The sequence below is a fragment of the Mesorhizobium loti CJ3sym genome, from assembly GCF_000472785.1.
GTDB lineage: Bacteria > Pseudomonadota > Alphaproteobacteria > Rhizobiales > Rhizobiaceae > Mesorhizobium > Mesorhizobium loti_E.
On sequence record NZ_AXAL01000026.1, the window covers coordinates 76781 to 102500 of the forward strand.

At 63.1% G+C, this 25720-nt stretch carries 25 protein-coding genes (1 of these 25 only partly in view); 18 read left to right on the plus strand and 7 right to left on the minus strand.

Features of this window, described 5'->3' with window-relative positions:
• Nucleotides 1-112: 112 nt before the first annotated feature.
• Nucleotides 113-427 (plus strand): hypothetical protein, encoded by a 315-nt coding sequence (locus tag A3A9_RS0129155; protein WP_027061790.1) that lies wholly within the window; start codon nucleotides 113-115, stop codon nucleotides 425-427.
• A 110-nt stretch (nucleotides 428-537) separates the two neighbouring features.
• The gene (locus tag A3A9_RS0129160; RefSeq protein ID WP_027031220.1) at nucleotides 538-723 is read left to right on the plus strand and encodes a Flp family type IVb pilin; all 186 of its coding nucleotides are present in this window, start codon (nucleotides 538-540) and stop codon (nucleotides 721-723) included.
• 28 nt (nucleotides 724-751) lie between these two features.
• On the opposite strand, the gene A3A9_RS0129165 is transcribed toward A3A9_RS0129160, so the two are convergent.
• On the minus strand, nucleotides 752-1624 hold the full coding sequence (locus A3A9_RS0129165; RefSeq protein ID WP_027061791.1) for a methyltransferase domain-containing protein: 873 nt from the start codon (nucleotides 1622-1624) through the stop codon (nucleotides 752-754).
• Between the two features lie 76 nt (nucleotides 1625-1700).
• Here A3A9_RS0129165 and A3A9_RS0129170 point away from each other — a divergent pair, with 76 nt between their 5' ends.
• Genes A3A9_RS0129170 through A3A9_RS0129185 form a run of 4 tightly spaced genes read left to right on the plus strand, consistent with a single transcriptional unit; the run spans nucleotide 1701 to nucleotide 4084 of the window.
• A complete protein-coding gene (locus A3A9_RS0129170) occupies nucleotides 1701-2489 on the plus strand; it encodes a ComF family protein (RefSeq protein WP_430515900.1) in 789 nt (262 codons plus the stop codon).
• A gap of 26 nt (nucleotides 2490-2515) precedes the next feature.
• Entirely contained in the window at nucleotides 2516-2785 is a 270-nt protein-coding gene (gene grxC / locus A3A9_RS0129175; protein WP_027061793.1) for a glutaredoxin 3, read from the plus strand.
• 10 nt (nucleotides 2786-2795) lie between these two features.
• Nucleotides 2796-3662 carry a carbon-nitrogen hydrolase family protein gene (locus A3A9_RS0129180; RefSeq protein ID WP_027061794.1) on the plus strand — a complete coding sequence of 289 codons (867 nt, stop codon included), beginning with the start codon at nucleotides 2796-2798 and terminating at the stop codon, nucleotides 3660-3662.
• Nucleotides 3659-4084: a DUF1178 family protein gene (locus A3A9_RS0129185; protein WP_027061795.1), complete on the plus strand. Its 426-nt coding sequence runs from the start codon at nucleotides 3659-3661 to the stop codon at nucleotides 4082-4084. Before A3A9_RS0129180 ends, A3A9_RS0129185 begins: the two co-directional genes overlap by 4 nt.
• Before the next feature lie 4 nt (nucleotides 4085-4088).
• On the opposite strand, the gene A3A9_RS0129190 is transcribed toward A3A9_RS0129185, so the two are convergent.
• Nucleotides 4089-4574, minus strand: a complete 486-nt coding sequence (locus tag A3A9_RS0129190) for a MarR family winged helix-turn-helix transcriptional regulator (RefSeq protein ID WP_027061796.1) — start codon at nucleotides 4572-4574, stop codon at nucleotides 4089-4091.
• Between the two features lie 118 nt (nucleotides 4575-4692).
• Between A3A9_RS0129190 and A3A9_RS0129195 the strand changes: the two genes are divergently transcribed.
• A complete protein-coding gene (locus A3A9_RS0129195; protein WP_027061797.1) occupies nucleotides 4693-5583 on the plus strand; it encodes a DMT family transporter in 891 nt (296 codons plus the stop codon).
• A 12-nt stretch (nucleotides 5584-5595) separates the two neighbouring features.
• Here A3A9_RS0129195 and A3A9_RS0129200 read toward each other — a convergent pair whose 3' ends face one another.
• A complete protein-coding gene (locus tag A3A9_RS0129200; RefSeq protein WP_027061798.1) occupies nucleotides 5596-6189 on the minus strand; it encodes a winged helix DNA-binding protein in 594 nt (197 codons plus the stop codon).
• A 109-nt stretch (nucleotides 6190-6298) separates the two neighbouring features.
• Between A3A9_RS0129200 and A3A9_RS0129205 the strand changes: the two genes are divergently transcribed.
• Nucleotides 6299-7423 (plus strand): LLM class flavin-dependent oxidoreductase, encoded by a 1125-nt coding sequence (locus A3A9_RS0129205; RefSeq protein WP_033838859.1) that lies wholly within the window; start codon nucleotides 6299-6301, stop codon nucleotides 7421-7423.
• A 9-nt stretch (nucleotides 7424-7432) separates the two neighbouring features.
• Nucleotides 7433-7897, plus strand: a complete 465-nt coding sequence (locus A3A9_RS41370) for a flavin reductase family protein (RefSeq protein WP_051371235.1) — start codon at nucleotides 7433-7435, stop codon at nucleotides 7895-7897.
• A gap of 96 nt (nucleotides 7898-7993) precedes the next feature.
• Here A3A9_RS41370 and ubiG read toward each other — a convergent pair whose 3' ends face one another.
• Both ubiG and A3A9_RS0129220 read right to left on the minus strand, forming a co-directional pair.
• A complete protein-coding gene (ubiG, locus tag A3A9_RS0129215) occupies nucleotides 7994-8743 on the minus strand; it encodes a bifunctional 2-polyprenyl-6-hydroxyphenol methylase/3-demethylubiquinol 3-O-methyltransferase UbiG (protein ID WP_027061800.1) in 750 nt (249 codons plus the stop codon).
• Between the two features lie 118 nt (nucleotides 8744-8861).
• Nucleotides 8862-10700, minus strand: a complete 1839-nt coding sequence (locus tag A3A9_RS0129220) for a CHASE3 domain-containing protein (RefSeq protein ID WP_027061801.1) — start codon at nucleotides 10698-10700, stop codon at nucleotides 8862-8864.
• 247 nt (nucleotides 10701-10947) lie between these two features.
• Between A3A9_RS0129220 and A3A9_RS0129225 the strand changes: the two genes are divergently transcribed.
• The 8 genes from A3A9_RS0129225 to A3A9_RS0129260 all read left to right on the plus strand — a co-directional run bounded on the left by A3A9_RS0129225 (nucleotide 10948) and on the right by A3A9_RS0129260 (nucleotide 22774).
• Nucleotides 10948-12201: an aspartate kinase gene (locus A3A9_RS0129225; protein WP_027061802.1), complete on the plus strand. Its 1254-nt coding sequence runs from the start codon at nucleotides 10948-10950 to the stop codon at nucleotides 12199-12201.
• A gap of 83 nt (nucleotides 12202-12284) precedes the next feature.
• Nucleotides 12285-14555 (plus strand): phosphoenolpyruvate--protein phosphotransferase, encoded by a 2271-nt coding sequence (ptsP, locus tag A3A9_RS0129230; RefSeq protein WP_027061803.1) that lies wholly within the window; start codon nucleotides 12285-12287, stop codon nucleotides 14553-14555.
• A gap of 9 nt (nucleotides 14556-14564) precedes the next feature.
• On the plus strand, nucleotides 14565-15644 hold the full coding sequence (prfA, locus tag A3A9_RS0129235) for a peptide chain release factor 1 (protein WP_027061804.1): 1080 nt from the start codon (nucleotides 14565-14567) through the stop codon (nucleotides 15642-15644).
• Nucleotides 15637-16515, plus strand: a complete 879-nt coding sequence (prmC, locus tag A3A9_RS0129240) for a peptide chain release factor N(5)-glutamine methyltransferase (RefSeq protein ID WP_027061805.1) — start codon at nucleotides 15637-15639, stop codon at nucleotides 16513-16515. Before prfA ends, prmC begins: the two co-directional genes overlap by 8 nt.
• Before the next feature lie 303 nt (nucleotides 16516-16818).
• Complete coding sequence (locus A3A9_RS0129245) at nucleotides 16819-17763, plus strand: DUF4167 domain-containing protein (protein WP_027061806.1); 945 nt, start codon at nucleotides 16819-16821, stop codon at nucleotides 17761-17763.
• Between the two features lie 220 nt (nucleotides 17764-17983).
• Nucleotides 17984-20590 (plus strand): ATP-dependent chaperone ClpB, encoded by a 2607-nt coding sequence (clpB, locus tag A3A9_RS0129250; RefSeq protein WP_027061807.1) that lies wholly within the window; start codon nucleotides 17984-17986, stop codon nucleotides 20588-20590.
• 143 nt (nucleotides 20591-20733) lie between these two features.
• Complete coding sequence (locus A3A9_RS0129255) at nucleotides 20734-21096, plus strand: MmcQ/YjbR family DNA-binding protein (RefSeq protein WP_027061808.1); 363 nt, start codon at nucleotides 20734-20736, stop codon at nucleotides 21094-21096.
• A gap of 154 nt (nucleotides 21097-21250) precedes the next feature.
• Nucleotides 21251-22774 (plus strand): L,D-transpeptidase family protein, encoded by a 1524-nt coding sequence (locus A3A9_RS0129260; protein ID WP_027061809.1) that lies wholly within the window; start codon nucleotides 21251-21253, stop codon nucleotides 22772-22774.
• On the opposite strand, the gene A3A9_RS0129265 is transcribed toward A3A9_RS0129260, so the two are convergent.
• Nucleotides 22748-23380 (minus strand): TMEM175 family protein, encoded by a 633-nt coding sequence (locus A3A9_RS0129265; protein WP_027061810.1) that lies wholly within the window; start codon nucleotides 23378-23380, stop codon nucleotides 22748-22750. The two genes, A3A9_RS0129260 and A3A9_RS0129265, sit on opposite strands and share 27 nt — an antisense overlap.
• Before the next feature lie 152 nt (nucleotides 23381-23532).
• Here A3A9_RS0129265 and A3A9_RS0129270 point away from each other — a divergent pair, with 152 nt between their 5' ends.
• The gene (locus A3A9_RS0129270) at nucleotides 23533-25092 is read left to right on the plus strand and encodes an MFS transporter (RefSeq protein ID WP_027061811.1); all 1560 of its coding nucleotides are present in this window, start codon (nucleotides 23533-23535) and stop codon (nucleotides 25090-25092) included.
• A 27-nt stretch (nucleotides 25093-25119) separates the two neighbouring features.
• Here A3A9_RS0129270 and A3A9_RS0129275 read toward each other — a convergent pair whose 3' ends face one another.
• Nucleotides 25120-25720: the final stretch of a M23 family metallopeptidase gene (locus A3A9_RS0129275; protein WP_027061812.1), read on the minus strand. The gene runs 1370 nt beyond the window's last position; only the last 601 of its 1971 coding nucleotides appear in the window; the start codon falls outside the window, past its right edge; its stop codon occupies nucleotides 25120-25122.

The window sequence follows — 25720 nt, forward strand, 5'->3', positions numbered from 1 at the left end:
GGGGCCACGGTCCATATCAGCCGGCGTTAATGGAAGATTTATCTGATCATGAAAAATTGACCCATGGCCGCGTCATGATGGCCGCGTCGCCTTTTCGCTGGGGAGCGATCGTATGAGCCTGGACAAGGATTGGGATTCGATCCGGCCCGACCGCGGTTTTCGCGCCGCCGATGCCGGCATGGGCGTCCTGCGCATCACACTGCTTTTTGGCTCGGCCGCGGTGGCACTGGCCCTGATCGCGACGCCTTTCCTTGACAGCGGGACGCGCTCGCAAGCGGCCCGCAATGACTTTCCCGGCCTCGACATGACGGCCACCGGCTCGATCGGTCATCGCAGCACCTATACGGTGCGCCGCAGTGTGCTGCAGTCGCAGCCCGATTCAGTCTGCATTATCGCGTCCGACGGCAAGACCAGCGGCGACTGCTGATATGGTTAAGATGTTTTCGAAAGGGCGGCCTTTTCACTGCCTGTTAAGGCTTTGCCGTTAACCTTTCTTAACAGATCGGCGGTAAGGTTCCGGCACGGGGGATTGAGGTGATGAAAACATTGCTGCTGCGCTTTCTGAAGGACGAGACTGGTGCCACGGTCGTCGAGTACGCCCTGATCGTCGCAGTGGTGTCCCTGACAATCATTGGCGGCATCGGCCAGGTCTTCAACCAGATAAGCTGGATGTTCAGCAACAGCGGCAGCAGGCTTGCGAACGCTTTCGCACCTTCACCTTGAAATTGGCCCTGTCGCGTTTCGGTACAGGTCAATGCCCTTCAGGTCCCTGCAGTACAGCCTTCAGCGAGACCTTGGCTGAACCTGGCTTCAATGGTTTTTGCTGCGACGCATCGGGCGCCCAGCCGGACATCCAGACCATCGAGAAGCTTGCCCGGATCCGACCGTCGGGATCGGAAAAACGCTCGATGTAGATTTCCGCGGCGCGGGCAAACAGCTGGCGTGAGCCCGGCCGCCGGCTGCGGTCGGCAAGCGCACTGGTTTCGCCCATGGCGCGCAGATCGGCCATCAGGGCAAACAAATTGGCGTAGCGCACCGTTACGGTCTCCACATCGGCAACCGGCAGAGCGAGATCGGCGCGCTGCAAAAGCACACCGGCATCGCGCACGTCGGTGAACGGGATGACGCGCGGGCTGGCGCCGCCGTAAAGCTCGGTCTCGGCCGCAAGCAGACTTTCGCGCAACTCACCCAGTGTGCCGGCGCCGGCGAAGGCACCGAGGAAAAGCCCGTCCGGCCGCAGCGCACGGCGGATTTGGATCAGCATGCCGGGAATGTCGTTCATCGCCTGCAGCGACAGAAGCGAGACCGCAAGATCGAGGCTTTGCGGTTCGAAGGGCACGGTTTCCAGCGGTGCGATCAAGCCGGCGGCCCCATTCAGGAAGACCGCGTCCGTCTCGACACGGACGATATCCCCCACCTTGCCGCTCGCGGCGAGCACGTCGGCTGCGGCCGGCGTCTGGCAAAACAGCACTGCCGCCTTGCCGAACCTGCGTTCGACGGCGCCCAGCCGGTCGGCAAGGTCCTCGGCGGCACGGTTCATCAGGAAATCGGCGCCGTCGACGCGATGAGTGAGCGCACGCCGCTTGTGCGCCAGCCAGAGATCGGTATCCATTATCGGCTGCAACGGGCGGATCCTTGTTTGTCGACGCCCCGATGTAATTGGTATGGTGGCGCGAAGGACCAATCACGTGGCCGATCCGATGCTGGAGATCAAGTCCATCGGGATCAGGAAGCTAACCCGATCGGCTTTCGGCTGGCCGGCGCGCATCCTGTTTCCACCGGTCTGCGCCGGTTGCCGCCGGCATGTCTCGCAGCCCGGCGTGCTGTGCGGCGCCTGCTGGCCGAAGCTGCGGCTTCTGGAGCGGCCGTGGTGTCCAGTGATGGGCACGCCGTTCACCCACCATATGGGCGAGGGCTTTCTCTCGGCCGAGGCGATCGCCGATCCGCCGCCTTTCGAGCGGGCGCGGGCCGCCGTTGCCTATTCCGGCGTTGCCCGTCAGATGGTGCAAGGGCTGAAATACCAGGATCGCACCGATTTGGCACCTTGGATGGCGCGCTGGATGGTGCGCGCCGGTGCCGATCTCATCGCCGAGGCCGATGTGGTGGTGCCGGTGCCGCTGCACTGGCGGCGTTTTTTCCGGCGGCGCTTCAACCAGTCGGCGGAATTGGCACGTGCGGTTTGCGAACTCAGTGGGCTGTCTTTCGCCCCTTCCGTCATGCGGCGCGTGAAACTCACGCGCCAGCAGGTCGGGCTGGAGCGGCAGGAGCGCGAGGAGAATGTTCGCGCCGCCTTTCGCGTGCCGGCCGAGGCGGAAATCGAGATCGCCGGCCGCAGGGTGCTTCTGATCGACGATGTCTACACCACCGGCGCCACCGTGCGTTCGGCCACCAAGGCGCTGAAAAGGGGAGGAGCGGCCGCCGTCGACGTGCTGACCTTCGCCCGTGTGTTGCCGGGGGACTTCCGGGCGGACGAGTCCGCGACTATATAAGTCGGCAAGGAGAGCTGAAATTCGTCATGGTCGATGTCACCATCTATACGCGCATGATGTGCGGCTACTGCACGGCAGCCAAACGGCTGCTGGAGCGCAAGGGCGTCAATTACACCGAGCATGACGCTTCGTTTTCGGCGGAACTGCGCCAGGAGATGATTTCGCGGGCGCACGGGCGCACCACCTTTCCGCAGATTTTCATTGGCGATACGCATGTCGGCGGCTCCGACGACCTCCATAAGCTGGAGGCCGAAGGCCGGCTCGACAAGATGCTGGCCAACGGCGCAACGATTTGAGGGTTTGACGATGGGTGTTTTCAAGGCGGCGGCAGTGCAGATGCGTTCGGGCGAAAGCCCGGAGCGCAATGCGGTTGATCTCGAACGGCTGGTGCGTGAAGCGGCAGGCCAGGGCGCGACCTACATCCAGACGCCGGAAATGACCGGGGCGCTGATCCGTGACAAGGAAGCACGCGCCGCTTCCTTCACCTCCGAGGATAAGGACATCGTCGTTTCGACCGCGCGCAAGCTGGCGCGCGAACTCGGTGTCTTCCTGCATATCGGCTCGACCGCCATCCTGCGCGCCGACGGCAAGCTTGCCAACCGGGCGCTACTGTTTGGTCCGGACGGTGCCACGCTCGCCACCTACGACAAGATCCACATGTTCGATGTCGATCTCGACAATGGCGAGAGCTGGCGCGAATCCGCGGCGTACGAGCCGGGCACCGAGGCCGTGGTGGCCGAGGTCGCGGGTGCAAAATTGGGCTTCGCGGTCTGCTACGACCTGCGGTTCCCGCAACTGTTCCGCGCCGAGGCGCTGGCAGGGGCGGAAGTTTTGACCGTGCCTGCCGCCTTCACCCGCCAGACCGGCGAGGCGCACTGGCATGTGCTGCTGAGAGCCCGCGCCATCGAGAACGGCGCCTATGTCGTGGCCGCCGCGCAAGGCGGCCTGCATGAAGACGGCCGCGAGACTTTTGGGCATTCGCTGATCGTCGATCCTTGGGGCCGCATCATCGCCGAAGCCGCGCATGACGAACCGGCGGTGATCGTCGCCGAGATCGACCCGGCGCAGTCGCTTGCGGCGCGCAAGAAGATCCCGAATTTAAAGAATGCGCGTGATTTCACCATCAATGCCGGCGCGGCGGAGGCGCCGCGTCTCCGGGGTGCGGCCTCTTGATCCGCTTTTCCCTGATCTGCGAACATGAGCATGAGTTCGAGGGCTGGTTTCGCAGCAATGACGACTTCGATATCCAGAAGAAGCGCGGTTTTGTCGATTGCCCGAGCTGCGGTTCGCACAAGGTGCAGAAAGCCTTGATGGCGCCGGCCGTCTCCACGGCGCGCAAGCAGGAAACCATAGCGCTCGCCATGGGCGAGGCGCAGAAGCAGGCGCTGGCGCAGCTCAAGGCGATGGCCGAGAAAGTGCGCGAGAATGCCGACTATGTCGGCGACAAGTTCGCCGAGGAAGCGCGCAAAATCCATTTCGGCGAAACCGATGCACGCGGCATTTATGGCGAGGCGACGCTGGACGAGGCCAAGAGCCTGGCCGAGGACGGCGTCGATTTCATGCCGATCCCTGTGTTCCCGGACGACCGCAACTGAGCGACTAGCTCAAGGTTCCGATCAATTTGCCAAGCAGCAGAGCCAGCGTCTCCTGTTCGGCGTTGCTCAGGCCGGCGAGGATTTCATGCTCGTTGGCGACGTGAGCGGTCAGAGCCTCGTCGATCAAGGCCAGACCTTTTTCAGTCAGCTGCACGACAATGCCGCGCCGGTCGTTGGGATGCGGTGCGCGCAGGATCAATCCGGCCTTTTCCAGCCGGTCGAGCCGGTTGGTCATGGCGCCTGACGTCACCATCGTCGCCTCGTAGAGAGCGGTCGGCGTCAGCGCGTAAGGCTGGCCGGAACGGCGCAGCGTCGCCAGCACGTCGAATTCGCCGGCTTGCAGTCCGAAACGGGCAAACAGCGGCGCGAGGCGATCACGCGCGATCAGCGACGACGCTTCGTTCAGCCGCCCGAGCACGCCCATCGGCGAGACGTCCAGGTCCGGCCGCTCCCGTTTCCACTGCTCGATCGCCTTTGCCGCGCGATCCATCTGTCTCACCGTTAAATATCTTGATGTTAAGAATCTTTTCGATATGTTATCTCAACATACAGGACCGGCCAAGCGCCGCAAGTGCCAAATTTGGCCGTTGAGTGACGGGGACAATCCGATGAAATATCCCTGGGATTCGGCGCTCGGCCTGCTGGTCGTCACCGGCGGCCTGCTCGGCCTGACGCTACCCTTCGGCAAGCTCGCCACGGCGGCCGGCGTGCCGGCCATGGTCTGGGCCTTCGTCATTTCGCTCGGCGCTGGCGGTGTACTTTTGTGCGTGCTCCTGGCGCGCGGCCAGCGCATCCGGCTCAACGCGCACAAATTGCGCTATTTCTTCGTTACCGCGGCAGTGTCCTATGCCGCGCCCAATCTCTTGATGTTCTCGGCTATTCCGCATCTGGGCGCTGGCTATACCGGCATCATGTTCACGCTGTCACCCGTCATCACGCTGGTGTTTTCAATGGTGCTGCGTGTCCGGCGCCCCAACATGCTGGGCATCATTGGCATCGCCGTCGGCTTCGTCGGCGCCGTCATGGTGGCGGTGACGCGCGGCGAGGCCGGCCAGCCGGCCGATCTGTTCTGGGTGGTGATGGGGCTGCTGATCCCGGTCAGCCTTGCCGCCGGCAACATCTACCGCACGATCGACTGGCCGGAAGGCACCGGGCCGATCGAGCTTGCCGTCGGCAGCCATCTGGCGTCGGCAGCGATGCTGCTCGCCGGTATTCTTGTCCTGCTGGGCGGCAAGTCCTTCGCCCCACTTGGCGCCGTGCCCCTGGTGGTCATCGCGCAGGTTGCTTCCGCCACGGCAATGTTTGCCTTCTTCTTCCGGCTACAGGCGGTCGGCGGCCCGGTCTATCTCAGCCAGATCGGCTATGTGGCGGCGGCGGTCGGACTGTTTGCCGGCACGATCTTCCTTGGCGAGCACTATCAGTTGCTGACCTGGGTCGGCGCCATCATCATCACTATTGGCGTCATCATCACCACCAAGGCGCAAAGCCAGAAGGCCTGACGGCCGCGGGTCTCAGGTCGCGGTGCCGTCGGTGTCGCCGCCGGGCTCCGGCCTTGGATGGCGGCGGCGGTGGGTGGCGGCGGCGCGCGCCGCCTGTTCGTAGATGCCGGTCATCAGTTCGAGCGTGCGTGCGACATCTTCCAGCTTGTCAGCCATTTCGGGAATGCGCGTGACGGCGTCGATGAGCAGGACGGAGCGGATGTCGGCATAGCGCTCGGTCACGCGATATCCGAGCGGCGTCACTTCGTAGGTGACGCCGGCCCTGCCGCTGCCGGTGCGGGTGATCAAACCGCCTTTCAGCAGTTTGCGCAGGCTGTACTGGATGTTGGGGACATCGTCGCGGTTAGTCATCTGGGCGAGATCGCGCACGCTTTTCGGGCGGTCATTCATCCGGATGATATGGAGCAGTGCGTTCTCGGGTCCGCTGGCGGAAAACTCGATGACCGTGGCGAGGCATTCAGCCTGCCAATGGCCGAACGCCTCGTAGGCGCGCATCAGCGCGTATTCGACTTCGGTGACGCCGATCTCCAGCGGCGTGCGCGCCAGATGCCAGCTGCGGTCCAGCAACTCGGCCTGTGTTTCCAGAGATTTGCGCCGATCATTCATCTGCCTGTCCCCGCCACCAGCATGCGCTGATCGCCATGATTGCGTCTACATGGATTTATGATAGACTTTCTATCATAAATTATAAGCAAAAATGAGGAGAACGTCACCAATGAGCATGCTCGACAAGACCGCGCCTCAGGCGCAGCCCTTTTTCCTAGGCACCTTCGCGTCCAATTGCTCGGGCGGCATGACTGTCAGCAAGGTGCCCGAACGGTGGGTCAGTTCCTGGGACAACAATGTGCGGCTGGCGCATCTGCTCGACGAGGCCGGCATCGACTTTATGCTGCCGATCGCACGCTGGATCGGCTATGGCGGCGAGACCAATTTTCACGGCAATGTGCTGGAGACGATCACCTGGGCGGCGGGACTTCTGGCGCTCACCCGCAACATCACGGTTTTCGCCACCACCCACACCGCGGCCAACCATCCTGTCGTCGTTGCCAAGCAGCTGGCGACCATCGACCAGATCAGCCGTGGCCGCATCGGCCTCAACATCGTCGCCGGCTGGAACAAGCCGGAATACGAAGCGCTCGGACTGACGCTGCCCGATGACCATGTCACGCGCTATGGCTACGCCCAGGAATGGTTCGATATCGTCAGGGCATTGTGGGAGCGCACGGAAGCTTTTGACTGGGACGGCACCTGGTTCAAGCTCAAAAATGTGCTTGGCGACCCGCGTCCGTCGGCGCGGTTGCCGATCCTCAACGCCGCCGGCTCGGAAGAGGGCCGCAAATTCGCCGTCCGCAACGCCGATTTCCTGTTTACGCCGGCAATCGACCTGGCACGCTCCAAGGATGAGATCATTGCGCTGAAGGAGCAGGCGAGGGCCGCCGGCAGCAATGTCGATGTGCTGACCTTTGCCCATGTCGTCTGCCGGCCGACCGAAAAGGAAGCGACCGACTATCTCGAGCATTTCGGGCGGACCAATGCGGATTGGGCGGCGGTCGACAATCTGGTGCGGCTGCAATTCGCCCATGCGCAGTCGTTCCCGCATGATCTCCTGGCGCTCATTCGCGACCGTATGGCAGCGGGCCATGGCGGCTTCCCGCTCACCGGTACGCCCGAACAGGTCGCCGATGGGATCACCGCCCTGCACGAGGCAGGTTTTCGCGGCTCGACGCTGTCCTTCGTCGATTATGTCGAGGAATTCCCCTATTTTCGCGACACCGTGCTGCCTATTCTCGAACAGAGAGGCATCCGCATCGCGCCGGCCGCGATGCAGTCGGCTGCGTAGGAGAAGATCATGTCCACGGCTTCGGGAGAGGGCCCTGTCGACGTCGCCGATTTTCGTGCCGCCATGCGTCTCATCGTCGGCAATGTCAGTGTCATCACCGCCGGTGTCGGCGACGACCGTTCCGGCCTCGTCGTCATTTCGGTGGTCTCGCTGTCGGCCGAGCCGCCCAAGGTGATCGCCTGCGTCAACCGATCGTCATCGACCTGGCCGGTGATCGAGCGCTACCGGCATTTCGGCGTCAACTCGCTTGGGCCTCAGCACCAGCACGTGGCGGAGCGTTTCTCCGGCTTTGGCGGCATCAAGGGCAAGGACCGGTACGAGGGCGCCGAATGGATAACGCTCAGGACCGGAGCGGCACTGCTTTCAGACGCGGTGGCCGTGTTCGACTGCAGCCTCGACGAGATGATCGATCGCGGCACACATTCCATCATCATCGGTTCGGTCGAGGCGGTGCGCACCCACGATGCCGGCTAGGCGCTTGTCTACTGGCGGGGCGGCTACCGGCCGCTCAACTCGGCGTGACCGGGATCTCAACATATCCTGATGCGAAATCCGGAAAAGTGTGGTCGGTTAGACCGAGCCTTTTTCCGCCAGCACCATGTAGTTGACGTCCATGTCCTTCGACCGCGCCCAGCGGTCGGCAAGCGGATTGTAGGTGACGCCGGTGCGGTCGACAGTTGTCAGGCCGGCGCTGCCAAGCGCCTTTTCCAGTTCTTCCGGGCGCACCAGCTTGCCGAATTGATGGGTGCCGCGCGGCAGCCAGCGCAGCACATATTCGGCGCCGATGATGGCGAGACCCAGTGCCTTCAGCGTGCGGTTGATGGTGGCCACGAACATGATGCCGCCGGGGCGGACCATCTGCCCGCATTTGGCGACGAACAGGTCGATGTCGGCGACATGCTCGACCACTTCCATGTTGAGGATGACGTCGAATGTCTCGCCGGCGTCGGCGAGATCCTCGGCCGTAGTGGCGCGATAGTCGACGCTCACATTGCCTTCGGCCGCGTGCAGTTTCGCCACTTCGATGTTTGTTTCAGAGGCGTCCGCTCCGACCACCTCGGCGCCAAGCCGTGCCATCGGCTCGCACAAAAGGCCACCGCCACAGCCGATGTCGAGGATGCGCAGGCCCTCGAAAGGGCGTGCGGCGCGCGGGTCGCGGCCAAAGCGCGCCGCGATCTGGTCACGGATATAGGACAGCCGGACCGGATTGAATTTGTGCAGCGGGCGGAACTTGCCGTTCGGGTTCCACCATTCGGCGGCAAGGGCGGAAAAGCGTTCCACTTCTCCGGCATCGATCGTCGATCGTCGGGGCTCTGGCATCGGTTGGTCTCCTCGAACGCTAGGAAGTCGGGCGTGAGGCATCGAATGTCAAGGCAACAATTTTCAACGCTGCCAGAGTGACGGGCTGACCAATAGTGGGGCCGGCAGCGTGGCCGGCCTACTTCGCCTCCAGCACGTCGCGCAGCTTCGCGGCCAGTTGATCGATGGTGAACGGCTTGGCCAGGAAGTGCACGTCATGGTCGAGCACGCCGTTGTGGACCACGGCATTCCTGGTGAAACCGGTGGTGAAGATCACCTTCAGCGCGGGCATGCGTGTGACCGCCTCTTCCGCCAGTTTGCGGCCGTTCATCACCGGCATGACGATATCGGTGAACAGAAGGGCGACGCCCGGGTTCTCCGCCAGGTTCTGCAACGCCTCCTGGCCACTGCCGGCATGGATGACGGTGTAGCCGAGCTCGCGCATGGCATCGGTGGTGGAAGCGCGCACGCGGACGTCGTCCTCGACGACAAGGATTGTTTCGGTGACAGGTGCTGGATTCTCGTTCCGCCCGGTCGGTACGGCGGCTTCCTCTGCGCCAAAAAAGCGTGGCAGATAGATCTTGATCGTCGTGCCGTGGCCCGGCTCGGAGTAGATCTTGACATGGCCGCCTGACTGCTTGACGAAGCCGAACACCTGGCTCAGCCCAAGTCCCGTGCCCTTGTTGACCGGCTTGGTGGTGAAAAAAGGCTCGAAAGCCTTGGCCATCACATCCGCCGACATGCCCTCACCGGTATCGCTGACCGCAATCATCACATATTGGCCGGCGATCACCTCGGCATGGGTAGCGGCGTAGCTGTCGTCGAGATGGCTGTTGGCCGTCTCGATGGTCAGCTTGCCGTCCTCGCCCATGGCGTCGCGCGCGTTGACCGCCAGGTTGAGGATTGCATTCTCGATCTGGCTTGGGTCGGCATGGGTCTTCCAAAGGCCGCCTGCCAGCACGGTTTCGATGCGAATGCCCTCACCAAGCGCGCGGCGCAAAAGGTCGGACATACCGGTCACCAGACGATTGGTGTCGACGACCTGCGGCGCCAGCGGCTGTTGCCTGGAGAAGGCAAGCAGCCGGCCTGTCAGGTTGGCCGCCCGCGTCGCGGCGTCCGTTGCCGCTTCGATGAATTTTTCGAGGTCATGCTCGCCGCGCTTCAACTTGCGCTGGGCAAGGTTCATGGCGCTGAGGATGACCGCCAGCATGTTGTTGAAATCGTGAGCGATGCCGCCGGTCAACTGGCCGACAGCCTCCATCTTCTGCATCTGGCGGATCTGGGATTCGGCGTTTTCGCGCGTCTGGATCTCATTGCCGAGCTCGATGTTCTTGCGCATCAGCTCTTCCTGGCCGGTGGCGACTTCGAGGAAGCGGCGGCGCGATTCGCGGATCGTGTAGGTGCCGAGCAGGAAGATCGCCAGCAGGGCGACCAGCGAGCCGATGCGCAGCCACGCCTCGACCTGGTCGGTGTGCTCGTCGCGCGCAGCAATCGCTGCGCCGCCAATGCGCCGGATCGTGTCCATGCTGGCCCGGATCTCGTCCATCGCGGCTTTGCCCTGGCCGCTGCGGACCAGTTGCAGCGCCTTTGCCGCGTCGCCCTTGTCGTAGAGAGCGATCGTCTCCGCGAGTTCAGCTTGTTTCTGCGCCAGTGCGTCCTTGATGTGGCTGACCTGAGGGGCGAGCTGATCGTTGGACGCTGTCATGGCATCGATGCGGGCAAGTTGCCCGGGAATCGCCTCGACGGCCTTCTGGTACGGTTCGAGATAGGATTTCTCGCCGGTCAGCAGGTAGCCGCGCTGGCCGCTCTCGGCATCCTGCGCCATTGAAAGCAGCCCTGAAAGCTGTTCCTGGTACTCGATCGTCTCGCGCGCGGCGGCGCGATTGGCCCTCTGGCCTTCAACCAGGAAGGCCCGCGTGCCGACTATCAGCGCCAGCACGGCGAACCCGATGACAAGCGGGAGCGATTGCAATCGCATGGCGCGCCGGAGACGAGCAATCATCTGTTATGCCGAACCAAAAGGAATTCCCCGCGGGCAGCATTTGGTAAGCGGCGGCGAGGCGGAACGCAATATGCCGTCTTCTTGAAGCCGGCAATCCACTGCCAGCCTTGCGAAACCTTCATCATTTGGCTAAGGAGGCCGCGCATTCAGCGGCCGGCGCCAGCCGGGCGCTTTCATTCTTTTTCGGCTCCAGGCCGGCTTCAGTCAAAGGCATTTCGCTTCCATGGCGCGCATCGTGATGAAATTCGGCGGAACCTCCGTCGCCGACATCGCCCGCATCCGCAATGTGGCGCGCCACGTCAAACGCGAGGTCGACGCCGGCCATGAGGTGGCCGTGGTTGTCTCGGCGATGTCCGGCAAGACCAACGAGCTGGTCGCCTGGACACGCGAGGCCTCGCCGATGCACGATGCACGCGAATATGACGCGGTGGTCGCTTCCGGCGAACAGGTCACGGCCGGCCTGCTGGCCATCACCTTGCAGAACATGGGCGTGCATGCGCGCTCCTGGCAGGGCTGGCAGATCCCGATCAAGACCGACAATGCGCATGGCGCGGCGCGTATTCTCGACATCGATGGTGCCTTCCTGATCAAGCGCTTCGGCGAGGGCCAGGTGGCGGTCATCGCCGGCTTCCAGGGCATCGGGCCGGACAATCGCATCGCCACGCTGGGCCGTGGCGGTTCCGACACCAGCGCGGTGGCTATAGCGGCCGCGGTCAAGGCCGACCGCTGCGACATCTATACCGATGTCGACGGGGTCTACACCACCGACCCGCGCATGGAGCCCAAGGCGCGCCGGCTGGCCAAGATCTCGTTCGAGGAAATGCTTGAAATGGCCTCGCTCGGCGCCAAGGTTCTGCAGGTGCGTTCGGTCGAGCTTGCCATGGTGCACAGGGTGCGTACCTTCGTGCGGTCGTCCTTCGACGATCCCGATGCGCCCGGAATGGGGGATTTGCTCAATCCTCCGGGAACGCTCATTTGCGACGAGGAAGAGATCGTGGAACAGCAGGTCGTCACCGGAATTGCCTATGCCAAGGACGAAGCGCAGATTTCGCTGCGCCGCGTCGGCGACCGCCCGGGCGTCGCCGCCGGCATCTTCGGCCCGCTGGCCGAGGCCAACATCAATGTCGACATGATCGTCCAGAACATTTCAGAGGACGGCAAGTTCACCGACATGACCTTCACGGTGCCGTCAGGCGACGTCGACAAGGCACTTGTCGTGCTGGAACGCCTGAAAGCCGAGATCGGCTACGATGTCGTGCAGTCGGAAGCCGGCATGTCGAAGGTTTCGGTCATCGGTATCGGCATGAGGAGCCATGCGGGTGTTGCCGCCACCGCCTTCAAGGCGCTGGCCGACAAGGCGATCAACATCCGCGCCATCACCACCTCCGAGATCAAGATTTCGATACTGATCGATGGTCCGTACACAGAACTCGCGGTTCGCACTTTGCATTCCGTCTACGGTCTGGATAAGCAGTAGCGAGAACGATTTGAGTTGTTGCGCGTGTGCCGGTCGCGGTGGAAACTGCGGCGGGCATAATGCCTATTGGAGAAGAAGCCGCGATGCGTGACCAGGCCAGTGGCCCGCGCGTTTTGCTGAAACGGCTCCGCGAGCTCATGCAGGAGCCGCTGGAGCCGCAGGAGCGGCTTGACCGGATCGTGCGCGACATCGCCTCCAACATGGTTGCCGAGGTCTGCTCGCTTTACGTGCTGCGCGCCGATTCGGTGCTCGAACTCTATGCCACCGAAGGTCTGAACCCGAACGCCGTCCACCTTGCGCAGCTGCGGCTTGGGCAAGGCCTGGTCGGCACGATCGCCGCCAGCGCGCGGCCGCTCAACCTGTCCAACGCGCAGGAGCACCCCGCCTTCGCCTATCTGCCGGAGACGGGGGAAGAGATCTACAATTCCTTCCTTGGCGTCCCGGTGCTGCGGGCAGGGCGCACGCTGGGCGTCCTGGTCGTCCAGAACAAGACCATGCGCCACTACCGCGACGACGAGGTCGAGGCGCTGGAAACCACCGCCATGGTCATCGCAGAGATGATCGCCACCGGCGATCTGGCGCGGCTGACCCGGCCCGGCCTCGAACTCGACCTGCGCCGGCCAGTCAGTTTTACCGGTCTGTCCTTCAATGACGGCGTCGGACTTGGCCATGTCGTGCTGCACGAGCCGCGCATCGTCGTCACCAATCTGTTCAACGAGGACAGCGAGGAGGAGGTGCGCCGGCTTGAGACTTCGCTTGGTTCGCTCAGGCTCTCCATCGACGACATGCTGGAGCGCCGCGACGTCGCCTTCGAGGGCGAGCATCGCCAGGTGCTGGAAGCTTACCGCATGTTCGCCAATGACCGCGGCTGGGTGCGCCGGCTCGAAGAGGCGATCCGCAACGGCCTGACGGCTGAAGCGGCGGTAGAAAAGGTGCAGAGCGACATGCGGGCCCGCATGCTGCACATGACCGATCCCTATCTGCGCGAGCGGATGAGCGATTTCGACGACCTCGCCAACCGGCTGCTGCGCCAGCTGATGGGCCGTGGGCCGGAGGATGTCGCGGCATCGCTGCCGAAGGATGCCATCATCGTTGCCCGTTCGATGGGGGCTGCCGAGCTGCTCGACTATCCCAGGGAGAAAATGCGCGGACTGGTGCTTGAGGATGGTGCTGCCACCAGCCACGTCGTCATCGTTGCGCGCGCCATGGGCATCCCGGTCGCCGGCCAGATGAAGGGCGCTGTTTCCATGGCGGAAAACGGCGATGCCATCATCGTCGACGGCGAAGAGGGCGTGATCCATTTGCGGCCGCAGCCCGATCTCGAGGCCGCCTATGCCGAAAAGGTGCGCTTCCGGGCGCGCCGGCAAGAGGTCTATCGCGAACTGCGCAAGAAGCCATCGACGACCAGGGACGGTGTCCAGGTCGATCTCTTGATGAATGCCGGGCTTGCCGTCGACCTGCCGCAGCTGGCGGAGGCGGGCGCGGCCGGCATCGGCCTGTTCCGCACCGAACTGCAATTCATGGTCGCTTCGACCTTTCCACGTGCCGAGGCGCAGGAAAAACTCTATCGCGACGTGCTCGAGGCGGCGCGCGGCAAGCCGGTCACCTTCCGCACCATCGATATTGGTGGCGACAAGGTGCTGCCCTATTTCAAGGGTGCCATCCAGGAAGAGAACCCGGCGCTTGGCTGGCGGGCGATCCGCCTGACGCTCGACCGGCCGGGACTGCTGCGCACCCAGATCCGCGCCTTACTGAAGGCCAGCGGCGGGCGCGAGCTCAAGCTGATGCTGCCGATGGTAACCGAACTTGGCGAGATCGCCCAGGCGCGCGAGATCATCGACCGCGAGGTGCGGCATCTCTCGCGCTTTGCCCATCATCTGCCGACCAGCCTCAAGCTGGGAGCAATGCTGGAAGTGCCGTCGCTGCTGTTCCAGCTCGACGAACTGATGAAGGCGGTCGACTTCGTTTCGGTCGGTTCGAACGATCTGTTCCAGTTCGTCATGGCGGTCGACCGCGGCAACACGCAACTGGCCAACCGCTTCGACACGCTGTCGGCGCCGTTCCTGCGTGTGCTCAAGCAGATCGCCGATGCCGGCACCCGCAACCACACGCCCGTCACGCTGTGCGGCGAACTTGCCGGAAAACCCATATCGGCCATGGCGCTGATCGGCCTCGGCTTCCGCTCGATCTCGATGTCGCCGGCCTCGATCGGCCCGGTCAAGGCAATGCTGACGGAACTGCCGCTGGACGAGCTGAAAGCGTTCTTTGACGACAATCTGATGGCGCCGGCGCAGGGGCTGCCGATGCGGGCGCTGCTGCAGGCCTTTGCCGACGATCGCTCGATCCCGTTGTAGCATCTCATCATGGTCAATTTGCCCCGCGATCGTATGGATCAAGTCGTCAAGCGTTTCGAGATGCTCGAAGCGCAGATGTCGGCCGGCCCGGCGCCGGATGCCTATGTGAAGATGGCGTCGGAATATGCCGAACTGCAGGACATGGTGGCCAAGGTCAGGGAACTGCGCGCGGCCGAGCATGAGCAGGCCGACCTCGAAGCGATGCTTGCCGACAAGGGCACCGATGCGGAAATGCGGGCGCTTGCCGAGGCGGATTTGCCAATCGTGGAGGATCGCATTGAGGCGCTGCAGAAGGACATCCAGGTCCTTCTGTTGCCCAGGGATGCCGCCGACGACAAGAACGCCATCCTCGAAATCCGTGCCGGCACCGGCGGCGACGAGGCCGCCCTTTTCGCCGGCGACCTGTTTCGCATGTATGAGCGCTATGCTGCCGAGCGCGGCTGGCGGTTTGAGACGGTGTCGGCCAACGACGGCGATGCTGGTGGTTTCAAGGAAATCATCGCCACCATTTCCGGCAGGGGGGTCTTTGCCCATCTGAAATTCGAATCTGGCGTGCATCGCGTGCAGCGCGTGCCGGCGACAGAAGCCAGCGGGCGCATCCATACGTCCGCCGCGACTGTCGCCGTGTTGCCGGAAGCCGAAGAGGTCGATATCGACATCAAGGCCGAAGACATCCGCATCGACACGATGCGCGCCTCGGGCTCCGGCGGCCAGCACGTCAACACCACCGATTCGGCGGTGCGCATCACCCATCTGCCGACCGGCATCATGGTGGTGCAGGCGGAGAAGTCGCAGCACCAGAACCGGGCGAAGGCCATGCAGATCCTGCGCGCCAGGCTCTACGACCTAGAGCGCAGCAAGGCGGACGAGGAGCGTTCGGAATCGCGCAAGTCGCAGGTCGGTTCCGGCGACCGCTCGGAGCGCATCCGCACCTACAATTTCCCGCAGGGCCGCCTTACCGACCACCGCATCAACCTGACGCTCTACAAGCTCGACCGGGTGATGATGGGCGAACTCGACGAAGTCATCGAGGCGCTGATCGCCGATCACCAGTCGAAGCTGCTCGCCGATATCGGCCTTGATGGCTGATCCTTTGCCCGAGGCGCTGGGGCTTTTGCTGCGGGAAGCGCGGGCCAGGCTTGTCACGGCCGCAGTCGATGATCCCACGCTCGACGCACGGCTGATCGTCGAACATTTTTCCGGCATGACACGCACCCAAGCCATCGCCGACCCTGAACGCAAGATCGACAGGAGCGCCATCGCCGCGATCGACGCTGCCCTGAGGCGGCGAGCCGGTGGCGAGCCAGTGCACCGCATTCTTGGCTATCGCGAATTCTACGGTTTGCGCCTGTTGTTGTCGCCCGAAACGCTGGAGCCGAGGCCTGATACTGAAACGCTGGTCGAGGCGGTGCTGCCCTTCGTCAAGGCAATCGCCGCGCGGGAGGGAGAATGCCGCGTTCTGGACCTCGGCACCGGAACGGGCGCCATCGCGCTGGCGCTGCTGAGCGCAGAGCCGGCCGCTACCGCCACCGGTGTCGACATTGCCGCTGGCGCTCTGGCGACGGCGAGCCGCAATGCCAGGCAACTGGGCCTTGCCGATCGGTTTACTGCGCTGGAGTCAAACTGGTTCGAAAAAGTTTCCGGCCGATACCATGTAATTGCCGCAAACCCTCCCTATATATCGTCACAAGACATCGAAAATCTGCAGGACGAGGTCCGCGATTTCGATCCCCGCACAGCCCTTGATGGCGGCGAGGATGGTCTGGACCCTTACAGAACAATAGCCGCCGAGGCGGAAGTGTTTTTGAAGCCAGAAGGCAGGATCGCAGTCGAGATCGGTTACACGCAACAGGACGACGTTACGGGTATATTCACGGCCGCGGGCTATGCACCGGTGGGTGCTTTCCGTGATCTCGGCGGAAATGACAGGGTTCTTGTCTTTCAACGGGGAAACCCTTGACGCAGTGCAAAAAAACCGCTTGGCAATACCGGGGAATGCGGCTAGGGTCGCCTCAACCGGATGAGACGAAGCAGGCAGTGCTCTTAGCGATTCGGTTTCCTTGGAAATAGCTGCCTTCTTGCGCAAACGACGCCCAAGCTTCGTGCGGGAATCGTCCGGCAAGTGATGTAACCGGAACAGGATGGCACGTGGCGCCAACGCAATCGATGCGGGCGAACGCCGGTGAAGAAACCAAACGGCTGGCTGCATGAGCGCCACCGTTCGTGACGAGTTTTCAAAAAATTTCAAAATGAAGAGAGTCTAATGAGGCCACAACAGCAGAACAGGCGCATGCGCGGTCGCAACAACAATGGCGGCGGCGGTGGCGGCAACAACAATAATAATAACAACAATCGCAAGGGACCGAATCCCCTGACGCGTAACTACGAGAGCAACGGCCCGGACGTGAAGATCCGTGGATCGGCTCAGCAGATCGCCGAAAAATACGCCACCCTGGCCCGTGATGCGCACAGCTCCGGCGACCGCGTCATGGCGGAAAACTACCTCCAGCACGCCGAACACTACAATCGCATCATTGCCGCCGCTCAGGCGCAGATGCCGATCCAGAATACGCAACAGAATCGCGACGATTTCGACGATGACGGCGATGAGGATCGTGACGACTTCGACAATTCCGGCAACAACAGCAACACTATTTCCGATGCCCAGATTCCGGTGGCCAACCACGGCGCCGGCCCGCAGCCGGTTATCGAAGGCATGCCGGCCGAGGTCGCGCTGAACCGTGAAAACGGCCGCGACAATGGTGGACGTGACAATGGCGGGCGCAACAACGGCCGCGACAACAATGGCGGGCGCCACCGCGATCGTCGCCCCAATGGCGGCTACGGCCAGAACGGCCAGCGCGACTTTGCTTCATCCTCCGATCAAGGTGGCCAGCAGCAGCGCAACGAGGCCCCGGTCCAGGCAGACGCACAGGCAGAGCCCGCTTCACCGGTCGAGATCGTTGCGGTAGCCGAGCCGGCTCCGCTGTTCGAGAGCTTTTCGCCGGCGGCTCTTGCCGCGCAGGCCGAGCTCAACGAGGCGGCCGCCGAGAGCGGCGCTGCCCGTCGCCCACGCCGCCCGCGCCGTCCGCGCACCAACGCCGATCAGGTCGACAGTGGTGGCGACAATGCGGATGCCGGCGAGGTGGCCGCGGCTCCGGCCGATAGCGGCAGCACCGAGCCCGTGATCGTCGACATCGACAACTGATCGAACGGCAGCTCAAAGTATTGAACGGCGGGGAGAAATCTCCGCCGTTTTCGTTTGGGCTGACGTGGAATATTATGCATTGACCGACATCAAGGCGTCTTGAGACAGCATGGCCTATGCACCATATCTCGGCTGAACAGGACTCGGCTCGAATGGGCGGGTCCGTCACCGCAATCTGATCCGGTGCCGCAAAGCGGGCCGGTGATGGAAGGAGACAGATATGAACCTTGAGAAATACTCCGAGCGTGTGCGCGGCTTTATCCAGTCCGCGCAGACCATGGCGCTCTCGCGCAATCACCAGCAATTCACCCCCGAACACATGTTGAAGGTTCTCGTCGACGATGACGAGGGGCTCGCCGCGTCGTTGATCGAACGTGCCGGCGGCACTATCCGCGACGTCAAGCTCGGCGTCGAGACGGCGCTTGAGGCGATGCCCAAGGTGGAAGGCGGCAATGGCCAGCTCTATCTCGCGCAGCCGCTGGCCAAGGTCTTCTCGACCGCCGAGGAACTGGCCAAGAAGGCTGGCGACAGCTTCGTCACCGTCGAGCGGCTGTTGCAGGCGCTTGCCATGGAGAAATCGGCCAAGACCGCCGATGTCCTGGCCAAGGCTGGCGTCACCGCGCAGGCGCTGAACCAGGTCATCAACGATGTCCGCAAGGGCCGCACCGCCGATTCGGCGAGCGCCGAGCAGGGCTATGACGCACTGAAGAAGTACGCGCGTGACCTCACGGCGGATGCCCGCGCGGGCAAGCTCGACCCCGTGATTGGTCGCGACGACGAGATCCGCCGCACCATTCAGGTGCTGTCGCGCCGCACCAAGAACAATCCGGTGCTGATCGGCGAGCCGGGCGTCGGCAAGACGGCGATTGCCGAAGGCCTGGCGCTGCGCATCGTCAATGGCGACGTGCCGGAATCGCTGAAGGACAAGCAGCTGATGGCGCTCGACATGGGCTCATTGATTGCCGGTGCCAAATACCGCGGTGAATTCGAAGAGCGGCTGAAGGCCGTGCTTTCGGAAGTCACTTCGGCCAACGGCAACATCATCCTGTTCATCGACGAAATGCACACGCTGGTCGGCGCCGGCAAGGCGGACGGCGCGATGGACGCGTCGAACCTGTTGAAGCCGGCGCTGGCGCGCGGCGAACTGCACTGCGTTGGTGCTACCACGCTCGATGAATACAGAAAACATGTCGAGAAGGATCCGGCACTTGCCCGCCGCTTCCAGCCCGTCTTCGTCGATGAGCCGACGGTAGAAGACACCGTCTCGATCCTGCGCGGCCTGAAGGAAAAATACGAGCAGCATCACAAGGTGCGTATCTCGGATTCGGCGCTGGTGGCGGCGGCGACGCTGTCCAACCGCTACATCGCCGACCGCTTCCTGCCGGACAAAGCAATCGACCTGATGGACGAAGCCGCGTCGCGGCTCAGGATGCAGGTCGATTCCAAGCCGGAGGCGCTGGATGAGATCGACCGCCGTATCATGCAGCTCAAGATCGAGCGCGAGGCGCTGAAGGTCGAGACCGACGATGCCTCGAAAGACCGGCTCGTCCGCCTGGAAAAAGAGCTGGTCGGCCTCGAGGAGGAATCGACCGAGATCACCGCCAAGTGGCAGGCCGAGAAGCAGAAGCTCGGGCTCGCCGCCGACTTGAAAAAGCAGCTCGACGAGGCGCGCAACGACCTTGCCATTGCCCAGCGCAAGGGCGAGTTCCAGCGCGCCGGGGAGCTTGCCTATGGCAAGATTCCGGAACTGGAAAAGAAGCTGAAGGAGGCCGAGGCCCAGGACGGCAAGGTCGGCATGGTCGAAGAAGTGGTCACGCCTGACCACGTCGCCCATATCGTCTCGCGCTGGACCGGAATTCCGGTCGACAAGATGCTGCAGGGCGAGCGCGACAAGCTGTTGCGCATGGAAGACGAGATCGGCAAGCGTGTCGTTGGCCAGGGCGAGGCGGTGCAGGCCGTTTCCAAGGCGGTACGGCGCGCCCGCGCCGGCCTGCAGGATCCGAACCGGCCGATCGGCTCGTTCATCTTCCTCGGACCGACGGGTGTCGGCAAAACCGAACTGACCAAGGCGCTGGCAAGCTTCCTGTTCGACGACGACAGCGCCATGGTGCGCATCGACATGTCGGAGTTCATGGAGAAGCACTCGGTTTCCCGGCTGATCGGTGCACCTCCCGGCTATGTCGGCTATGAGGAGGGCGGCGCGTTGACTGAAGCGGTGCGGCGCCGGCCTTATCAGGTCGTGCTGTTCGACGAGATTGAGAAGGCACATCCCGATGTCTTCAACGTGCTCTTGCAGGTGCTCGATGACGGCCGTCTGACCGACGGCCAGGGCCGCACCGTCGATTTCCGCAACACGCTGATCATCATGACGTCCAACCTCGGCGCCGAATATCTGGTCAATCTCGGCGAGGATCAGGATGTTGACCAGGTTCGCGACGAGGTGATGAATGTCGTCAAGGCGTCGTTCCGGCCGGAGTTCCTCAACCGCGTTGACGAGGTGATCCTGTTCCACCGGCTGCGCCGGCAGGACATGGGCCGCATCGTGGAGATCCAGCTCAAGCGGCTGGAAAGCCTGCTTGTCGATCGCAAGATCACGCTGTCGCTGGACAAGGAGGCGATCGAGTGGCTGGCAGCCAAGGGTTACGACCCGGCCTATGGCGCACGGCCGCTGAAGCGGGTGATGCAGAAGGAGTTGCAGGACCCGCTGGCGGAGAAAATCCTGCTCGGCGATATCCTCGATGGGTCGACCGTCAAGGTCACCGCCGGTTCCGACCGGCTGAACTTCCGCTCGAAGCCGTCGATTGTCGCGGCTGAAGCGGCCGCCTGATCAATGCATGTCGCCCAAAAGTGAGCTCGGTTTTGGGACAACGACATGCATAAAACAAAGATCTGAAGCGCGCCGCGCTTCAGGGTGCCGCGCGTCCAGACTCGGCGCGCGGCGTTTTCATTTCATTTTGAAGGCGGGAGCGGATGACGCTGGACGACTACAATAGCTTCTGCGCTTCGCTGCCCGCGACAAATCATATCGTCCAGTGGGGCGGCGCCAATGTCTGGAAGGTCGGCACCAAGGTGTTTGCGATCGGCGGCTGGGATCACGGCCAGCAGCTCTTCGTCACCTTCAAATGTTCCGACATCGCCTTTGATGTGCTGAAGGAGCAGCCGGGTTGCCGGCCGGCGCCCTATCTTGCCTCGCGCGGCATGACATGGATCCAGCGTCAGACAAGCCAAAGCATGGATGATGGGGCGCTGAAGGACTATCTACGCGAGAGCCATCGCCTGGTCGCCCTGAAGCTGACCAAGCAGGCGCGCAAGGACTTGGGGCTCGCAAGCTAGCTAATATTCGTCGATACGCCGGAAAACCGCCATCTTCATGCCCGGTTCATGTTGGAACCATATGGTGGGTAACTGGTTTGTTGGCGAAGGGGTTCGCCTTACAGGGACACCACTGCCGGGCGGCGGCAATTACGGACCGGAGAGTTTGGCCACGATGTTCCGCACGATCTTTGCCCTTTCGGCGCTTGGCGCCGGGCTTGTGTCTTTTGGCGCGCTTGCCGCGCCGACACAGGAGAACGCACCAAGAGTTGCCCGCGCTGCCAGTGATGGCGGCATTCTCGTCGCCCAGGAAGGAAATCTGGACATCTATTACGACGCCCGCGGCAATCGCGTCATCGTGGACGCCGATACCGGCAAGGTCATCGCCATCCAGCCGCCGCAGACGCGATACGATCGCCGAGCGTTCCGGCGGGAGTCGGGAGACCGAAACCTCGGCCCGGTGACAGATGACGATGGCTATTACCTCGACAATCCCGACGACACGGTGCGCTCGCGCCGTCAGCGGTTGAGAGAGCAAAGCCGCGTCATTGCGCCGCCCGCGGACGAGTATGATCCTGACAGTGATAACTCCGTAGAGGCCTACCCGCCGGCGCAAAAGGACGATGGCGGCTACGACAACACCTACCCCGATGCACCGCGGCCAACAAAGCCGGGCACCATCAAGCGCCAGCCGCTCAACGAAGCCTCGATTGACCCTGTGCAGCCGGCCCAGCCAGACGTGCAGCAGGCCAATCCGGAAACGCAGACGTCGCTGCCGCCGGACACCGGCGGCAAGGCCGCCGTCGATCCGTCGCTGTCGCTCGGCGCGCGTCAGGATGTGGCGGCGCTGCAGGTCCTGCTCGACCGTGGCGGCGCTTCGCCGGGCGTGATTGACGGGCGCTTCGGCTCGAATGTCGACAAGGCCTTGGCCGCCTACAACCAGATCAACGGCAGCAATCTGAAATCGACCGACGCGGTCGGCATCCAGTCGGCTCTTTCGCAATCCGGTGGCGACGCCTTCGCCAACTACACAATCACGGCGGAGGATGCGGCAGGCCCTTATGTCGCCTCGATCCCGGAAGACTACAGCCAGAAGGCGCAGCTCAACTGCATGTGCTATACCTCGGTCACCGAGGCGCTGGCCGAGCGCTTCCACATGGATGAGAACTATCTGAAGTCGATCAACAAGGGCCTCGACTTCAACCGTCCCGGCACGATCATCAAGGTCGCAAATTTCGGCAAGCTGGTGTCTACGCCGGTCGCGCGCATCGTCGCCGACAAGACCAAGAAAGAAGTTTACGCCTACGATGCGGGCGGCAAGCTGGTAGCCGCCTATCCCGCCACCATCGGCTCCGCCGATACGCCGTCGCCCACCGGCATCCACGCCGTGTCGCGCATCGCGCTCGACCCGAACTACACCTACAACCCCAACATCAACTTCAAGCAGGGCGAGAACGACAAGATTCTGACCGTTCCGCCAGGCCCCAACGGACCTGTCGGGTCAGTCTGGATCGCCTTGGACAAGCCGACCTACGGCATCCACGGAACGCCCGAGCCGTCGAAGATCGGCAAGACCGAAAGCCATGGCTGCGTGCGACTGACGAACTGGGACGCGCGCGAACTCGCCAAGCTGGTGTCGCCAGGCGTTACCGTGGAGTTCATTGGCGGACCTTCATCCGATGACGTGGCGCAGCAATGAGCCGCGCAGCGCGGCGGCATAGATCAACTGCACGACCAGAATGAAGCCGATGCTGAGCAACGGGTTGATCAGGCAGAGTGCGGCGCCGACAGCCCACAGGATCTGCGCCTTAACGATGCGCAGATAGACCGTGCGCCTCGTTTCGGCGTCGACATCTTCCGCGACAAAGCCGTTCTTATCCGCGTAGCGCCAGCTGGCGAGCAGCGTGACGCCGAGCATCAGCAGATTGAGCCAGTAGACCAGCACCGCGGTCCTGAATTCGAGGAAATCGGCCAGAAGATCGGTCGAGAACGGCAGCAAGGCGATGAAGGCGAGAAAGCAGAGGTTCAGCGTGGCGAGCCGCCTGTCGGATTTGGCGATCAGCCCATGCTGCGCCTGCTGGCCGAACCAGAAGATGGTCAGCGTCAGGAAGCTCAACGCATAGGTCAGGAAGCGTGGCGCCAGTGCGGCGATAGCGGCAAGCAGATCGTGCTCGGAATGGATCACCTCATGCGCCGGCACCCGGATCTCGAGCACGATGAGCGTCAGCGCGATGGCGAAGACGCCGTCGGTAATGCCGACGATGCGGCCGCGCCCCTCCGCCGATGCTTCCAGTGGATGCTTCATCACTTTCTCCCGCTTGCGGCTCCGCGAAAAACTTAGCATGGCTACCGCCATTTGCATCCGGACAGATGCAGTCCTGGCAATATGGCTGGTTTCAAGGACTGCGAGCCGCTGGCCGGTTGTTGCCAGCACGACGGCGGTCTAAGCAGAGCGCCATGCATTCGCCCAATGAAGCCGCCGCAGTCCCGCTGACCAGTCCGGTCACGAACGGAACTTTCTGTCCGCAATCACAGCGGCGATTCGTGCTGATCGCGGCGATCCTGGCCTCGGCGCTCGGCTTCATCGATGGCTCGATCCTGGCCATCGCCATGCCGGCGATCCGCGTCGATCTCGGTGCCAGTCTTGCCGAGGCACAGTGGATTTCCAATGCCTATGCGTTGACGCTGTCGGCGCTGATCCTTGCCGGCGGGGCCGCCGGCGACCGGTTCGGGCTGCGCCGCGCCTTTGTGGCCGGCATTGTGATGTTCGTCGCCGCGTCGCTTGCCTGTGCGTTGGCGCCGAACGCTGTCGTGCTGATCGCGTTTCGCGCCCTGCAGGGGATCGGAGCTGCAATCATGGTGCCGGGCAGTCTCGCCATCATCGCCAAGGCCTACCCGAAGAAAGAACGCGGCCGCGCGATCGGCATCTGGGCCGCCGCCTCGGCACTGACCACCGCGCTTGGCCCGGTGCTCGGCGGTCTGGTGCTGTCGGCTTTCGGCGGCGGCATCTGGCGGGCGATCTTTGCTATCAACCTGCCGCTCGGCCTGATCTCGATCTATCTTCTGCTCGCCAAGATCCCGCCCGATGCGCCGACGGAAAAACGCAGCCTTGATCTTGGCGGTGGTGCACTGGCGACGCTGGCCTTCGGCGCGCTCGCCTATGGGCTGACCTCGATGAGTTCCAGCGGCGAGGGCCATATGGCGGGGGCAAGCATTGCCGCCGGTGTCGTGCTGCTTATCGTCTTTGTCCTGTTCGAGCACCGGCAGCGCGAGCCGATGATCAATCTCAGCCTGTTTCGCATCGGTGCGTTTGCCGGGGCAAATGTCGCGACCTTCTTCCTCTATTTCGCGTTGTCGGCCAACCTCTTCTATCTGCCGATGCTGCTAATCGCTGGCTGGGGGCTGAGCACGGCCGAGGTCGGCTTCATCTTCCTGCCGCTGTCGGCGTCGATCGCGCTTCTGTCGGGACCGGTCGGCCAATTGTCGGACCGGATCGGGCCACGCTTTCCGATCGCCTGCGGCAGCTTGGTCGTGGCGTTCGCCTTCGCCGGACTTGCCTTGCTCACCCATGCCGGTATCCACCATTTCTGGACGGGAACATTTCCGTTGATGGCGCTGATGGGGCTCGGCATGGCGCTGGTCGTCTCGCCACTCTCAACCGCGATCATGACGGCGGTCGAAGACAAGGATACAGGGGCTGCTTCGGGCATCAACAATGCCGTCTCGCGCATTGGCGGCCTGATCGCGGTGGCGGCGATGGGGTCGCTGGCTGCTTGGGTCTATGCCGGTGCACTCGACGGAAGTGCGGTTTCCGGCGTGCCCGGCTTCGGCGAACCAGCACCGCCCGGACTTGCGCCGGCGCTCGATGCGGCAAGGCTCGCCGCCGGCGATGCGGCGTTTTCCGCCGTCTCGTCTGTGACGGCGCTGCTTTGCCTGCTTTCGGCCGTCATCGCGTGGACGACCATTTCCGGTGAGCGGCTGCCATGGTCGCGGCGCGCCGAAAATCCGCAAGACTGAGACATCAGCAAGACTGGAAACGAAGGGTCAGCCGTCGATCTTGGCGCTCGCGACTTTCAGTGAATCGCTGTCTTCCTGCTTCAGCAGATCGTCGATACGCTCGCGTTCGCGCTTGAAGGCGACGAGATCATCGCCCTTCAGCACCTTGCCGACCGGCAGGCGGACGCGCATCGAATCGACCTTGGTGCCGTTGACGATCAGCTCGTAGTGGAGGTGCGGACCGGTGGAGAGACCGGTCTGGCCGAGATAACCAATGACCTGACCCTGGCGGACGTGAACGCCGGGCTCGATGCCTTTGGCAAAAGCGCTCTGGTGATTGTATGAGGTCTCGTAGCCGTTGGCATGGCGCAGGATGATCTGCTTGCCGTAGCCCCCCGCCCAACCCGCCTTCTCAACGACGCCGTTGCCGGCGGCGATAATCGGTGTGCCGATGGGAGCGGCCCAATCGGTGCCAGTGTGCATCCGGACATAGCCGAGGATTGGATGCTTGCGAGCACCGAACCCGGAGGTAAATCGCCCGTTGGGCAGCGGGTTGCGCAACAGGAACTGCTCGGCGCTCGAGCCGTTCTCGTCAAAATAGTCGGTGCTGCCGTCCTGCATCTGGAAGCGGTAGAAGTTGCGTGTCGTG

Excerpts from the sequence above, each read along its gene's own strand:
- A3A9_RS0129155 (WP_027061790.1), top strand. The coding sequence starts at position 113 with ATGAGCCTGGACAAGGATTGGGATTCGATCCGGCCCGACCGCGGTTTT.
- A3A9_RS0129160 (WP_027031220.1), top strand. The coding sequence starts at position 538 with ATGAAAACATTGCTGCTGCGCTTTCTGAAGGACGAGACTGGTGCCACG.
- A3A9_RS0129170 (WP_430515900.1), top strand. The coding sequence starts at position 1,701 with ATGCTGGAGATCAAGTCCATCGGGATCAGGAAGCTAACCCGATCGGCT.
- grxC (WP_027061793.1), top strand. The coding sequence starts at position 2,516 with ATGGTCGATGTCACCATCTATACGCGCATGATGTGCGGCTACTGCACG.
- A3A9_RS0129180 (WP_027061794.1), top strand. The coding sequence starts at position 2,796 with ATGGGTGTTTTCAAGGCGGCGGCAGTGCAGATGCGTTCGGGCGAAAGC.
- A3A9_RS0129190 (WP_027061796.1), bottom strand. The coding sequence starts at position 4,574 with ATGGATCGCGCGGCAAAGGCGATCGAGCAGTGGAAACGGGAGCGGCCG.
- A3A9_RS0129195 (WP_027061797.1), top strand. The coding sequence starts at position 4,693 with ATGAAATATCCCTGGGATTCGGCGCTCGGCCTGCTGGTCGTCACCGGC.
- A3A9_RS0129200 (WP_027061798.1), bottom strand. The coding sequence starts at position 6,189 with ATGAATGATCGGCGCAAATCTCTGGAAACACAGGCCGAGTTGCTGGAC.
- A3A9_RS0129205 (WP_033838859.1), top strand. The coding sequence starts at position 6,299 with ATGAGCATGCTCGACAAGACCGCGCCTCAGGCGCAGCCCTTTTTCCTA.
- A3A9_RS41370 (WP_051371235.1), top strand. The coding sequence starts at position 7,433 with ATGTCCACGGCTTCGGGAGAGGGCCCTGTCGACGTCGCCGATTTTCGT.
- ubiG (WP_027061800.1), bottom strand. The coding sequence starts at position 8,743 with ATGCCAGAGCCCCGACGATCGACGATCGATGCCGGAGAAGTGGAACGC.
- A3A9_RS0129220 (WP_027061801.1), bottom strand. The coding sequence starts at position 10,700 with ATGCGATTGCAATCGCTCCCGCTTGTCATCGGGTTCGCCGTGCTGGCG.
- A3A9_RS0129225 (WP_027061802.1), top strand. The coding sequence starts at position 10,948 with ATGGCGCGCATCGTGATGAAATTCGGCGGAACCTCCGTCGCCGACATC.
- ptsP (WP_027061803.1), top strand. The coding sequence starts at position 12,285 with ATGCGTGACCAGGCCAGTGGCCCGCGCGTTTTGCTGAAACGGCTCCGC.
- prfA (WP_027061804.1), top strand. The coding sequence starts at position 14,565 with ATGGTCAATTTGCCCCGCGATCGTATGGATCAAGTCGTCAAGCGTTTC.
- prmC (WP_027061805.1), top strand. The coding sequence starts at position 15,637 with ATGGCTGATCCTTTGCCCGAGGCGCTGGGGCTTTTGCTGCGGGAAGCG.
- A3A9_RS0129245 (WP_027061806.1), top strand. The coding sequence starts at position 16,819 with ATGAGGCCACAACAGCAGAACAGGCGCATGCGCGGTCGCAACAACAAT.
- clpB (WP_027061807.1), top strand. The coding sequence starts at position 17,984 with ATGAACCTTGAGAAATACTCCGAGCGTGTGCGCGGCTTTATCCAGTCC.
- A3A9_RS0129255 (WP_027061808.1), top strand. The coding sequence starts at position 20,734 with ATGACGCTGGACGACTACAATAGCTTCTGCGCTTCGCTGCCCGCGACA.
- A3A9_RS0129260 (WP_027061809.1), top strand. The coding sequence starts at position 21,251 with ATGTTCCGCACGATCTTTGCCCTTTCGGCGCTTGGCGCCGGGCTTGTG.
- A3A9_RS0129265 (WP_027061810.1), bottom strand. The coding sequence starts at position 23,380 with ATGAAGCATCCACTGGAAGCATCGGCGGAGGGGCGCGGCCGCATCGTC.
- A3A9_RS0129270 (WP_027061811.1), top strand. The coding sequence starts at position 23,533 with ATGCATTCGCCCAATGAAGCCGCCGCAGTCCCGCTGACCAGTCCGGTC.